At 74.9% G+C, this 12,745-nt stretch carries 12 protein-coding genes; 8 read left to right on the top strand and 4 right to left on the bottom strand.

Going from position 1 to position 12,745, the window contains the following annotated elements; translation table 11 throughout:
- Positions 1–82 precede the first annotated feature (82 nt).
- Together purF and purM are read left to right on the top strand one after the other, a co-directional pair.
- Complete coding sequence (gene purF / locus ACI79U_RS03595) at positions 83–1,642, top strand: amidophosphoribosyltransferase (RefSeq protein ID WP_457065873.1); 1,560 nt, start codon at positions 83–85, stop codon at positions 1,640–1,642.
- The gene (gene purM, locus ACI79U_RS03590) at positions 1,639–2,700 is read left to right on the top strand and encodes a phosphoribosylformylglycinamidine cyclo-ligase (protein ID WP_457065875.1); all 1,062 of its coding nucleotides are present in this window, start codon (positions 1,639–1,641) and stop codon (positions 2,698–2,700) included. Before purF ends, purM begins: the two co-directional genes overlap by 4 nt.
- A gap of 171 nt (positions 2,701–2,871) precedes the next feature.
- Here purM and ACI79U_RS03585 read toward each other — a convergent pair whose 3' ends face one another.
- A complete protein-coding gene (locus ACI79U_RS03585; RefSeq protein WP_457072267.1) occupies positions 2,872–3,093 on the bottom strand; it encodes a DUF3073 domain-containing protein in 222 nt (73 codons plus the stop codon).
- Positions 3,094–3,304: 211 nt separating this feature from the next.
- Entirely contained in the window at positions 3,305–4,369 is a 1,065-nt protein-coding gene (locus ACI79U_RS03580) for a Glu/Leu/Phe/Val family dehydrogenase (protein ID WP_457072265.1), read from the bottom strand.
- Positions 4,370–4,636: 267 nt separating this feature from the next.
- Between ACI79U_RS03580 and ACI79U_RS03575 the strand changes: the two genes are divergently transcribed.
- From ACI79U_RS03575 to mftG, 6 genes are all read left to right on the top strand, one after another.
- Positions 4,637–5,623 carry a sugar ABC transporter substrate-binding protein gene (locus tag ACI79U_RS03575; RefSeq protein ID WP_457072263.1) on the top strand — a complete coding sequence of 329 codons (987 nt, stop codon included), beginning with the start codon at positions 4,637–4,639 and terminating at the stop codon, positions 5,621–5,623.
- A 14-nt stretch (positions 5,624–5,637) separates the two neighbouring features.
- Entirely contained in the window at positions 5,638–6,699 is a 1,062-nt protein-coding gene (locus ACI79U_RS03570) for an ABC transporter permease (RefSeq protein ID WP_457072261.1), read from the top strand.
- A complete protein-coding gene (locus tag ACI79U_RS03565; protein WP_457072258.1) occupies positions 6,696–7,526 on the top strand; it encodes an ATP-binding cassette domain-containing protein in 831 nt (276 codons plus the stop codon). Before ACI79U_RS03570 ends, ACI79U_RS03565 begins: the two co-directional genes overlap by 4 nt.
- A 234-nt stretch (positions 7,527–7,760) precedes the next feature.
- Positions 7,761–9,086 carry a M23 family metallopeptidase gene (locus ACI79U_RS03560; RefSeq protein WP_457072256.1) on the top strand — a complete coding sequence of 442 codons (1,326 nt, stop codon included), beginning with the start codon at positions 7,761–7,763 and terminating at the stop codon, positions 9,084–9,086.
- A 31-nt stretch (positions 9,087–9,117) separates the two neighbouring features.
- Positions 9,118–9,987 carry an MBL fold metallo-hydrolase gene (locus ACI79U_RS03555; protein ID WP_457072254.1) on the top strand — a complete coding sequence of 290 codons (870 nt, stop codon included), beginning with the start codon at positions 9,118–9,120 and terminating at the stop codon, positions 9,985–9,987.
- A 36-nt stretch (positions 9,988–10,023) separates the two neighbouring features.
- On the top strand, positions 10,024–11,694 hold the full coding sequence (gene mftG / locus ACI79U_RS03550) for a mycofactocin dehydrogenase MftG (RefSeq protein ID WP_457072252.1): 1,671 nt from the start codon (positions 10,024–10,026) through the stop codon (positions 11,692–11,694).
- Here mftG and ACI79U_RS03545 read toward each other — a convergent pair.
- Positions 11,675–12,118, bottom strand: coding sequence for a hypothetical protein (locus tag ACI79U_RS03545; RefSeq protein WP_457072250.1), 444 nt, complete (start codon positions 12,116–12,118; stop codon positions 11,675–11,677). The two genes, mftG and ACI79U_RS03545, sit on opposite strands and share 20 nt — an antisense overlap.
- 136 nt (positions 12,119–12,254) lie before the next feature.
- Entirely contained in the window at positions 12,255–12,464 is a 210-nt protein-coding gene (locus ACI79U_RS03540) for a hypothetical protein (RefSeq protein WP_457072248.1), read from the bottom strand.
- Between the last annotated feature and the right edge of the window lie 281 nt (positions 12,465–12,745).

Genomic DNA, 12,745 nt, shown 5'->3' with positions numbered 1-12,745 from the left:
GACGACGTCGTCCCCCCGCCCGGGTGACCCACTCCACCCGGGCGGGACGCGGCGGGGCCCCCGTCACCGGTACGCTCGACGGGTGCCTCGCGGTGACGGACGGCTGACGCACGACCTCGACCCCCAATCCCCTGGTCCCCAGGACGCCTGTGGCGTCTTCGGGGTCTGGGCCCCGGGGGAGGAGGTCGCGAAGCTGACCTACTTCGGCCTGTACGCCCTCCAGCACCGCGGTCAGGAGGCGGCCGGCATCGCGGTGTCCGACGGCTCCTCCGTCGTGGTCTACAAGGACCTGGGCCTGGTGAGCCAGGTCTTCGACGAAGCCACGCTGGGCAGCCTGCGTGGCCACATCGCCGTCGGCCACACCCGGTACTCCACGACCGGGGCCTCCATCTGGGAGAACGCCCAGCCCACGTTCCGCACCACCGGTGCCGGCACCGGGCTCGCGCTGTGCCACAACGGCAACCTGGTGAACACCGCGGAGCTGGCCAGCGCCGCGGCCGACGAGGGTGTGGCCGGGGCGTTCGCCGCCACCACCGACTCCGACCTGATCACCTCGCTGATCGCCGCGAAGCCCGACGTGTCCGTCGAGGCCGCCGCGATGGAGGTGCTGCCGCGGCTGCGCGGCGCGTTCAGCCTCACCTTCATGGACGAGCACACCCTCTACGCCGCGCGCGACCCGCAGGGCGTGCGCCCGCTGGTGCTCGGCCGCCTGGAGCGGGGCTGGGTGGTGGCCAGCGAGACCGCTGCCCTGGACATCTGCGGGGCGTCGTTCGTGCGCGAGGTCGAGCCCGGTGAGCTCATCGCCATCGACGAGGACGGGCTGCGCAGCCAGCACTTCGCCGTCGCCCAGCCCAAGGGCTGCGTCTTCGAGTACGTCTACCTCGCCCGCCCGGACACCACGATCTCCGGCCGCACCGTGCACGCCGCCCGGGTGGAGATCGGCCGTCGGCTGGCCAAGGAGCACCCGGTCGAGGCGGACCTGGTCATCCCGGTGCCGGAGTCCGGCACCCCGGCCGCGGTCGGCTACGCGGAGGCCTCCGGCATCCCCTACGGCCTGGGCCTGGTGAAGAACTCCTACGTGGGGCGCACCTTCATCCAGCCCAGCCAGACGATCCGGCAGCTGGGCATCCGGCTGAAGCTCAACCCGCTGCGCGACGTCATCCGCGGCAAGCGGCTGGTCGTCGTCGACGACTCGATCGTCCGCGGCAACACCCAGCGTGCGCTGATCCGGATGCTCCGCGAGGCCGGCGCACTCGAGGTGCACGTGCGGATCGCCTCGCCGCCGGTGAAGTGGCCGTGCTTCTACGGCATCGACTTCGCCAGCCGGGCCGAGCTGGTCGCCAACGGCCTGGACGTCGACGGTGTGCGCGCCTCGATCAACGCCGACTCGCTGGGCTACGTCTCCGAGCAGGGGCTGATCGCCGCCACCGAGCAGCCGGCCAACCGGCTGTGCACCGCCTGCTTCACCGGCGAGTACCCGATCCCGCTGGGGGAGCCGGAGGTGCTCGGCAAGCACGTGCTCGAGGGCATCGGCCGGCGGGCGATGACCGAGGGCGTCCCCGCCGTGTCGGGCTGGACCGGGCAGCAGGCCGGCAGCCCCGCGGTGCCCGGTGGCGCCGAGGACGCGCTGACCCGGCCATGAGCGAGTTCACCTACGCAGCCTCCGGCGTCGACATCGACGCCGGCGAGCGGGCGGTCACGCTGATGCGCGCCGCCGTGGAGCGGACCAACCGCCCCGAGGTGGTCGGCGGCCTCGGCGGGTTCGCCGGGCTGTTCGCCCTGGACACCGCGAAGTACCGCAAGCCGCTGCTGGCCTCCTCCACCGACGGCGTCGGCACCAAGATCGCGCTGGCCCGGCAGCTGGACCGACACGACACCGTCGGCATCGACCTGGTCGCGATGGTCGTCGACGACCTCGTCGCCTGCGGTGCGGAGCCGTTGTTCCTGCAGGACTACGTCGCCTGCGGCCGGGTGGTCCCCGAGCGGATCGCCGCGATCGTCACCGGGATCGCGGCCGGCTGCCAGCAGGCCGGCGCGGCGCTGGTCGGTGGGGAGACCGCCGAGCACGGCGATCTGATGGACGCCGACGAGTACGACCTGGCGGCCACCGCGGTCGGCGTGGTCGAGGCCGACGCGGTGCTCGGCCCCGAGCGGGTCCGGGCCGGTGACGCGGTGATCGCGATGGCCTCCTCGGGCTTCCACTCCAACGGCTACTCACTGGTGCGCCGGGTGGTCGACCGCGCCGGGCTCGACCTCACCGCCACCCCCGCCGGGCTGGACCGCCCGCTGGGTGACGTGCTGCTGGAGCCGACCCGCATCTACGCCCGGGACTGCCTGGCCCTGGTCGAGGAGCTGGGGGTGGAGACCGTGCACGCCTACGCGCACATCACCGGCGGCGGGCTGGCCGGCAACACCGTCCGGGTGCTCCCCGACGGGCTGGCCGCCGAGCTCGACCGCGGCACCTGGGCGCTGCCGGCAGCGGTGCGGCTGCTCGAGGAGCACGGCGTGCCGCGCGCGGAGTCCGAGCGCGCGTTCAACTGCGGCGTGGGCATGGTCGCCGCCGTCGCCGCGGAGCACGCCGACCGGGCGGTCGCGGTGCTGACCGCGCGCGGTGTCCCGTCCTGGGTCGCCGGCACGGTGACCGGGGCCGCATCCCCGACGACGGCCCCCGAGGTCACCCTCCGCGGCGACTACCGCTGAGGAAGGGCCCCGGGCTCCGCACCACGCGCAGGATGGCGGTGCGGAGCCCGGGGCCGCAGGAACTCGGGTGAGCCGCAGAGCGGCCCGGAACGCGCGAGGACACCGCCGGTCCCAGGGGGTCCGGCGGTGTCCTCGCGTTCGAACGGCTGTCGGAACTGTCGGATCAGCGGGTCAACGACTGGCTGCCCAGTCGTCATCCCCCTCGTCCGACGCCCAACGATCGGCGTAGCCCTCGTCCTCATCGTCGTCGTCGTCCTTGGCTCCCCGGCTGGGGAAGGACGACGGCTGACCAGCGAGTTCGCGCTGGAGGGCTGTGAGGTCGGTGTTGGGTGAGCTGTACTTGAGCTCACGGGCCACGCGTGTCTGCTTGGCCTTCGCTCGGCCGCGCCCCATTGGCTCGACCCCCTCGTGACGGAGTGCGGGTCGCCCAGCACTGGGCTGGACGGCCCGTGTGGCGACCCCGACTGAGTGACTGTGTCCTTGACCGAGCTTACGACACGGATGGGTCACGGGCACACGTCGGCATCCCCGGCCCCCTCATCTGGAGGGGTCTGGCGACCGTCTGGTGACCGGGATCACCCGCAGAACGGCCTGGGACCGGGGTTCAGTGGGGGAGGCGGATGGTCGCCAGCCGTCCCACCGACCTCATCCGCTCCTCGGCGAGTCGGTCGGCGGCCACCGCGGGGGAGACCCCGTCGGCGTCCGCTGCGGCGAACACCCGCAGGGCGACGTCGAAGATCGTCGTCGTCTTCGACTCGGCCCGGGCGAAGGAGAAGCCGTGCCGCTCGTCCTCCACCTGGATCACCCCGCCGGCGTTCACCAGGTAGTCGGGGGCGTAGAGGATGCCGCGGTCGGCCAGCAGCCCTGGCGTGCCCTCGTGGGCCAGCTGGTTGTTCGCGCCGCCGCAGACGATCTCGGCGGGGAGGGCGGCGACGGTCTCGTCGTCCAGCGCACCGCCGAGGGCGCAGGGCGCGTAGACGTCGTGCGGGGTGCGCACCAGGGTGGCGGTGTCGGCCACCGCGACGACGTCGGGGTGGCGGCTGCGCACCCGCGCGACCGCGGCCGGGTCGACGTCGGCGACCACCACCGACGCGCCGTCGGCGACCAGCCGGTCGACCAGGTGGGAGCCCACCTTGCCCACCCCGGCCACCGCCACGGTGCGCCCGGCCAGCGTCGGGGCGCCCCAGCGGTGCTGCGCGGCCGCGCGCATGCCCTGGAAGACGCCGAAGGCGGTCAGCACCGAGGAGTCCCCGCAGCCACCGAAGGCCTCCGAGCGGCCGTGCGCGAACCGGGTCTCCCGGGCGACGACGTCCAGGTCGGCGTTGTGGGTTCCGACGTCGCAGGCGGTGAGGTAGCGGCCGCCCAGGCTCTCCACGAACCGGCCGTAAGCCCGCAGCAGCGCCTCGGTCTTGCCGGTGCGCGGATCTCCGATGATCACCGCCTTGCCACCGCCGAGGTCCAGCCCGGCGAGGCTGTTCTTGTAGGCCATCGCCGTGGAGAGGGCCAGCGCGTCGGAGACCGCGGCCTCCTCGGAGGCGTACGGGAAGAAGCGGGTGCCGCCGAGGGCGGGCCCCAGTGCCGTGGAGTACACGGCGATCACCGCCCGCAACCCCGACCCGGGGTCGGAGCAGAAGACGACCTGTTCGTGACCGGAACCGAGAACGTCCACGGCCGGAGCCTAGGCGCGCCGTCCCCGCCCGGCCCCGGTCGTCGTCGCCGCGCCCCCGCGCTCGGCAACGACCTGGGCTCGGCAACGACCTGGTCTCGGCGGGGAGGTCGCCGGCGCAGCCGGCGGCAGGGGGAGGCATGATCAACGCTCCAGGACGAGCGCCGGTTCCCCCGGTGCCGCACACTTCGTCCCGGTTCGCCTGAGTCCTGGGCCGGCCGGAGGAGCACCCAGCGGAGCAGCGCTGCCGCGACACAGGAGGACACGCACATGGCCCGATCCACGCGGCTGCTGGCGCTCGCGCTGGCCGCACCCCTGGTGCTCGCTGCCTGCTCCACCGAGAACTCCGGTGGCGGCGGGACGGACGCCTCCGGAGGTGGCGCCTCCGGCGGGGACGGCGACCTCAGCTTCGCGGTGGTCACGCACGGCTCCGCGGGCGACGCGTTCTGGGACGTGGTCCAGAAGGGCGCCGAGGCCGCCGGGGACGACCTGGGGGTGGGTGTGGACTACCAGAGCGACGGCGACCCGCAGCGCCAGTCGCAGCTGATCGAGGCCGCGGTCAACCAGGAGGTCGACGGCATCGTGGTGTCGATGGCCAACCCCGACGCGCTGGAGGACTCCATCCGCGCCGCCGCGGACGCCGGCATCCCGGTGGTCACGATCAACTCCGGTGCGGACCGGTCCGCCGAGTTCGGCGCGATCGGCCACGTGGGCCAGGACGAGTTCATCGCCGGCCGGGGCGCGGGGCAGCGGCTGGCCGCCGACGGCGCGCAGAACGTGCTGTGCGTGATCCACGAGCCCGGCAACATCGGCCTGGAGCAGCGGTGCGCCGGCGCCTCCGAGGGGCTGGGCAGCGACGTCCGCCTGCTGCAGGTCGACATCAACGACCTGCAGACCGCCCAGTCGACGATCACCTCCCAGCTGCAGACCGACCCGTCGATCGACGCCGTCCTCACGCTGAACTCGGCCGTCGCCTCGGTCGCCGTGACGGCGGCGTCGGACGCCTCCGTCGATGCCGAGATCGCCACCTTCGACCTCAACGGCGACGTGATCTCCGCGATCCAGGACGGCTCGATCGCCTTCGCCGTCGACCAGCAGCAGTACGCGCAGGGCTACCTGCCCGTGGTGATGCTCAAGCTCTACGCCGACAACCTGAACACCGTCGGCGGGGGGCAGCCGGTGCTCACCGGGCCGGGCATCGTCGACTCCACCAACGTCGACGAGATCGCCGAACTCGCCGCGGAGGGCACGCGCTGAGCAGGGAGGGGTCCGTGGGGGTGGCGCAGGAGGCGCCGGCGGGCACTCCGCCGCGTGTCGACGAGCGCGTCGCCGCCGTCAGCTGGTGGCGGCGGCTGCTGGTCAAGCCCGAGCTCGGGTCGCTGATCGGCGCGGTGGTGATCTTCGCGTTCTTCGCCTCGCAGTCGCAGGTCTTCCGGTCGCTGAGCGGCGTCGCCAACTGGCTCGACGTCGCCTCGACGCTGGGCATCATGGCGGTGGCGGTCGCCCTGCTGATGATCGGCGGGCACTTCGACCTGTCCGCCGGGGTGATGACCGGCACCAGTGCGCTGACCGTCGGCATCGTCGCGGTGCAGCTGGAGCTGAACATCTGGGTCGCCATCGGCGTCGCCCTGGTGGTGGCGCTGGCGATCGGCTTCTTCAACGGCTGGCTGGTCACCCGCACCGGCCTGCCCAGCTTCATCATCACGCTGGGCACCTTCCTGATGCTGCAGGGCCTCAACCTGGGGCTCACCAAGCTGTTCACCGGCACGGTCATCGTCCGCGGGCTGGCCGACGCCCCCGGGTACCACCTGGCAGAACTGGTGTTCGCCTCCACGATCGACGTCTTCGGGCAGCCGTTCCGGGTGGCGGTGCTGTGGTGGCTGGGCGTCACCGCGGTGGCCAGCTGGGTGCTGCTGCGCACCCGGTTCGGCAACTGGGTGTTCGCCACCGGCGGGGACGACGTCGCCAGCCGGAACGTGGGCGTGCCCGCCCGGCGGACCACCATCGCGCTGTTCATGACCACCGCGGCCGCGGGCTGGCTGGTCGGCACCATCACCGCTGTCCGGCTCACCGCCGTGCAGGCCAACACCGGCACCGGGCAGGAGCTGATCTACATCGTGGCGGCGGTGATCGGCGGCTGCCTGCTCACCGGTGGGTTCGGCTCCGCGATCGGCGCGGCGCTGGGCGCCCTGGTCTTCGGCATGACCCAGCAGGGGATCGTCTACCTGAACTGGGACGCCGACTGGTTCTACTTCTTCCTCGGCGCGATGCTGCTGCTGGCCGTGCTCAGCAACCGCCTGGTGCGCCGCTACGCCGAGGCGGCCCGGCGATGAGCACCGCAGCCCACGAGCGCCCGGCCCAGGAGCGCCCGGCGGACGGGACGCCGCTGCTCGAGCTGCGCGGCATCGGCAAGGACCACGGTTCGGTCATCGCGCTGGACGACATCTCCGCCACCGTGCGGGCCGGGGAGGTGACCTGCGTCCTCGGCGACAACGGCGCGGGCAAGTCCACGCTGATCAAGGTGCTCTCCGGCGTGCACCGGCCCACCCGGGGCGAGCTGCTGCTGGACGGTCGCCCGGTGACCTTCGGGGCCCCCCGGGACGCGCTGGACGCCGGGATCGCCACGGTCTACCAGGACCTGGCGATGATCCCGCTGATGTCGATCTGGCGGAACTTCTTCCTCGGCTCGGAGCCCACCGTCGGCTGGGGGCCGTTCCGCCGGTTCGACCGGGCGACGGCCAAGGAGGTCACCCGGCGCGAGCTGGCCGCGATGGGCATCGACATCCGTGACCCGGAGCAGCCGGTGGGCACCCTCTCCGGCGGTGAGCGCCAGTCGGTGGCGATCGCCCGGGCCGTGCACTTCGGGGCGCGGGTGCTGATCCTCGACGAGCCGACGTCGGCGCTGGGGGTCAAGCAGGCGGGTGTGGTGCTGCGCTACATCGCCCAGGCGCGCGACCGTGGTCTCGGCGTCGTCTTCATCACCCACAACCCGCATCACGCCCATCCGGTGGGCGACCGGTTCCTGCTGCTCAACCGCGGCCGGAGCATGGGCGACTTCGCGAAGGACGAGGTCAGCCCCGAGCAGCTGACCACGATGATGGCCGGCGGTGACGAGCTCACCCAGCTCGCCGAGGAGCTGCGGCGCCCCGCAGGCGGCTGACCGGCGGTCCTCAAGGGGGTGCCGCGACGCGCCCGGGGGCGGCGGGAGATCCGGCTCCATGGTGTGCTGGATCCCGGCGCGGGGCCGCGAAGTCGACAACTCGACGCTCTCGAACAGTCACGTTGCGTTCTTGTGGGGCGGTCATCCATGCGCCGCGTGTTGCCTTTGTGACGGGTGGTGTTGGTGCGAGCCTCGCTGGGCCCGACGTCCATCCCTCTTCCCCAGGGAGCGACCATGCCGCAGTACCCACTGCGCCTCCACCGCGCCTCGCCGCCGGCTCCCGCGCGCCGCCGGCCGGCGAGCGGTGCCCGGGCCCGGCTGCTCGTGCTCGCCCTGACCCTGCTCACCCTGACTCCGGCCCTGCTCACCGCCGGGGTGGGCCCGGCGCTGGCCGCGCCGGTGAACCCCAGTGACGAACAGCTCGGCGAGGCCCGGTCGGCCCAGGAGGTGGCGGCCGCCGAGGTCGGCCGGATCGCCGCCCTGGTCGCAGCGGCCGAGTCCGAGCTGGAGCGCGTGCAGTTCCTCGCCGAGGCGGCCGGCACCGCCTACCTGGCCGCCGAGGAGGCCCGCGAGCTCGCCCAGGCGGCGGCGGACCAGGCGATGCTCGAGCTGGCGGCCGCCATCGCCGCGGTGGCGGACGCGCGGGGACGGATCGCGGACTTCTCCCGCGACACCTACATGAACGGCAGCTCGCTGACCGGCGCCGCGGCGCTGCTGGACGCCGAGGGCCCCGGCGAGCTGGTGCGCAAGGCGGCGGTGCTGCAGTACGTCGCCGACCACCAGCTCGACGTGCTCGGAGCGCTCGAGGCCGCCGAGGCGCAGCAGGCGGCCGCGGAGGCCGCCGCCCGCACCACTCGCGACCAGGCGGCGGCGGCCGAGGAGCAGGCGGCGGCGGCCAAGCTCGAGGCCGAGGCCCAGCTCGCCGCCCAGGAGAGCGCCGTCGGCCAGGTGGCGGCGCAGAAGGCCGCGCTGGACCAGCAGCTGCAGGACGCCCAGGTGCGGCTGCTCCAGCTGCAGGGTGAGCGCAACGCCTTCGAGGTGTGGCAGGCGCAGAAGCGGGCGGAGGAGGAGGCCGCGGCCGCGGCCCGGGCGGCGGCCGAGGCCGAGGCGGCGGCGGTCCGCTCGTCGGTGGTCTCCGGCCGCGACGCGGGCGGCCACGGGTACGTGCGCCCGGCCATCGGCCGCACCAGCAGCTGCTACGGGGCCCGCTGGGGCGTGACCCACTTCGGGGTGGACATCGCCGCGCCGATCGGCACGCCGATCTACGCCGCGACCACCGGCACGGTGGTCCGCGCGGGGCCCGCCACCGGCTTCGGGCTGGCGGTCTACATCCGCGGGGACGACGGCGCGGTGACCGTCTACGGCCACGTGAACCGGTTCTTCGTCGCCGCCGGCGAGCGGGTCGGGGTCGGTGAGCGGATCGCCGAGGTGGGCAACCGGGGCCAGTCGACCGGACCGCACCTGCACTTCGAGGTGCACCCCGGCGGATCGCTCTACAGCGGCCAGGTCGACCCGGTGCCGTGGCTGCGCGCCCGGGGCATCGCGATCTCCGGCTGCTGACCGGCGCCGTCGTGCGGGCTAGCGTGCCGGGGTGACCGCCCCGCCGGACCCGAGGACCGGGTGGGGGCTGCCCGCGCCCGGCGAGCTGCCCCGCACCACGGCGCCGGAGCCGCTGGTGACCCGGGTGCTCGCGCCCAACCCCTCGCCGATGACGCTGGACGGCACCAACACCTACCTGGTGGGCGAGCCGGGCAGCGGGCAGGCGGTCGTGGTCGACCCGGGGCCCGACGACGTCGCCCACCTGACCGCGGTCACCGCGGCGCTGGCCGCCCGGGACGCCCGGGTGGTGGCGGTGCTGGTCACCCACCACCACGGCGACCACGCCGAGGCCGCGCGGCCGTGGGGGCGGCACTTCGACGCGCCGGTGGCGGCCGCGACGCCGGCGGTGGCCGGGCCGCGCGGGCGGGTGCTGACGCCGGGGGAGCGGCTGCGGCTGGCCGGCACGACGGTGCGGGTGGTCCCCACGCCGGGGCACACCGCCGACCACCTGGCGTTCCGGCTGGACTCCGGCGCGGTGCTGGTGGGGGATGCCGTGCTCGGCCGGGGCACGTCGGTGGTCAGCCACCCGGAGGGGGACGTGCTGGCCTACCTGGCGTCGCTGCGCCGGCTGCACGACCTGGGCCCGGCCGCCCTCTACTGCGGACATGGACCCGAGCTGACCGTCGACCCCGGCGCCGTCCTGGCGTACTACCTCGCCCACCGGGCGTACCGGGAGGAGCAGCTGCTGGCGGCGCTGGCCGGCGGCCCCCGGTCGGTCGCCGAGCTGGTCGCCGAGGTCTACGCGGCCGTCCCCCGGGCGTTGTGGCCGGCCGCCGCCCAGTCGACCCGGGCCACGCTGGCCAAGCTGCGCGGCGAGGGGCGCGTCGAACCCGCCGGGGACGACGTGGTGCGGCTGGCCTGAGGACGCCGGGCGGCGGCGTCGCCTAGCGTCGGCGGCATGACCGGATCCGGGGGCAGCGGGGCGGGCGTCGACTGGGACGTCGTCGTCGTCGGTGCCGGCTCGGCCGGGTGCGCGCTGGCGGCCCGCCTGGTCGACGCCGGCCGGCGGGTGCTGGTGCTCGAGGCGGGCGCCGACCACCCGCAGCCGGCGGACTTCCCGCCGGCCCTGCGCGACGCCGCCGTGCTGGGCGCGGTCACCCCCGGGCACCCCGCCAACTGGACCTACACCGCGCAGCTGGCCGAGGACGTCAGCTACCCGGTGGTCCGCGGCCGGGTGCTGGGCGGCTCCAGCGCGGTGAACGGCTGCTACTTCGTCCGCGGCACCCGGGCGGACTTCGACGGCTGGGCGGCCGACGGCAACGACCTGTGGTCCTACGACGCGGTGCTGCCGGCGTTCCGGCGCTCGGAGACCGACGCAGACCACCCCGACTCGCCCGCGCACGGCTCGAGCGGCCCGATGCCGGTGCGGCGGGTGGTGGCCCGGCACCCGATCGCGGAGGCGTTCCCCGCCGCCTGCGCCGAGCTGGGGTATCCGGCCGAGCCGGACAAGAACGCCGACGGCGCGCCCGGGTACGGGCCGCTGCCGGTCAACGTCGCCGGCGGCGTGCGGGTGAACACCGCGATGGCCTACCTCTCCCCGCGGCGCGGCTCACCGTCGCTCACCGTCCGGTGCGGCACCCGGGTGACCCGGGTGCTGTTCTCGGGCGACCGGGCGATCGGGGTGCAGACCGAGCACGGGGCGGTGCACGCCGAGGAGGTGGTGCTCGCCGCCGGCGCGGTGGCCACCCCGCAGCTGCTGATGCTCTCCGGCATCGGCCCGGCCGACCAGCTGCGGGCGGCCGGCGTGGCGGTGCGGGTGCACGCGCCGGGGGTGGGTGCGGAGTTCACCGACCACCCCGACCTCTACGTCACCTGGCAGCCCCGGCAGCGGCTCTCCGCGCCGCGGGGGCTGCTCCCGCTGTCCAGCGCGCTGCACACGACCTCGGCGGGCTCCCCGACCCCGGGTGACCTCGAGGTGATGCCCTGGCTCAAGCCGTTCAGCCGGGTGCTGCTGGACCGCGCCCCCGGCTCCCCGGTCGCCGAGGCGCTGAAGCGGCCGGTGACCACGCTGCGGGCGCTGCGCGGCGCCTCGCTGCACCGGGTGCTGGACCAGGCCCGGCGGCGGGAGGACCTCTTCCTGGCGGTCGCGCTGCAGCAGGAGGACAGCCGCGGCCGGCTCAGCCTGGTCAGCGCCGATCCCACCGTGCAGCCCCGGATCGAGCACCGGTACCTGACCGAGGAGTCCGACCGGCGCCGGATGCGCGAGGTGGTGCGGCTGGCCGCCGAGCTGCTCCGGACGGCGGCGTTCGCCCCCCTGGTGGGTGAGCGGACCGGCCTGCCCGACGACGTGCTGGCCGACGACCGGGAGCTGGACCGCTGGACCCGCCGGCACCTGGCGACCGCCATCCACCTGGCCGGGACCGCCCGGATGGGGACCGACGACGACCCCGGTGCGGTGGTGGACCAGCACCTGCGCGTGCGCGGGGTGCGGGGGCTGCGGGTGGTGGACACCTCGGTGATGCCGCGGGTGACCTCCCGCGGTCCGGCCGCCACCGCGGTGATGCTCGGCGAGCGCGCCGCGGAGCTGATGACCGCCGACCGGCCGCTGCTCAGCCCTCCGGGCGGCTGAGCACCACGCTGACGACCTCGGGGTCGGTGGAGCCGAGCACGAGCACCTGCACGCCTCGGTGCTCGGCGGTGATCGCCACGGGGTCGGCGGTCTCGGTGAGCAGCTGCCAGCCCTCGGCGGGGAGCGCCTCGCGGTAGAACGCCATCGCCTCCTCCACGCCCACGTCGAAGACGACGAAGGACGGGGAGTCCGCGGCGGCGGAGGTGTCCTCGGTGGAGCCGCCCGGCGGCACCGGCACGCTCTCGGCCGGCCAGCCCTCGGGCAGCGGGAACGAGCCCGGGGCGCCGGTGGCGGCGGCGGTGCTCGTCGTCTCCGCGTCCGCCCCGGCGTCGTCGGCGGAGCACCCCGGCAGCAGGACCAGCGCGGCGACGGCCGCGGCGGCGGACGCGCGGCGTCGTCCCCCGCGGGTGGTCCGGGCTCCCATCGGGTCCTCCAGAGTGCTGGGGTGCGCGCCGCCGGCGGCCACGATACGGCCCGCCGGGGGCCGGGACGCCGGCGCCGCCGGACCCGGGGCGGGAGCGGCGGCGCGGAGGGGAGGGCTGCGGGCGGGTGCCCGCCGGTCAGCGGACGGCGCGGATCTGGGTGCCGGTCTGGGACAGCGGGGACCAGGCGTCGGGGTGCGGCTGCCCGGCGTCGACGACCCAGCCCGGCGTGCGGGCCGCGGTCGTCCGGCCACGGGTCTCCGGCCGGGCGCTGAGCCGCACGATCAGGGCGAGCAGCACGAGCAGCCCCACGACCACGCCAGCGATGATCAAGAGTGTCGAGAGCATGATCTGGAAGTTAGTGGTGCGAACCGGTCCGTGTCAGAGCCTCGCGGGGGCAGATGTCACCGAAGCTCGACCGAAGAGTGTGGACACTCTGCCAATCTGGTCGATCTGTCGACTCGAACTGGACGATCGACCTGGTGAGAGTCTGCCAGAAGGCGGCCGATCCGTCACCGGGCCGCCGGTGCACCCTCCCGGGGGGGGGGGGGGGGGGGGGGGGGGGGGGGGGGGGGGGGGGGGGGGGGGGGGGGGGGGGGGGGGGGGGGGGGGGGGGGGGGGGGGGGGGG

This window comes from Modestobacter sp. SYSU DS0904 (assembly GCF_054051115.1).
Note: the sequence above shows the minus strand (reverse complement) of the source record. Positions and strands in the feature narration are given on the sequence as shown.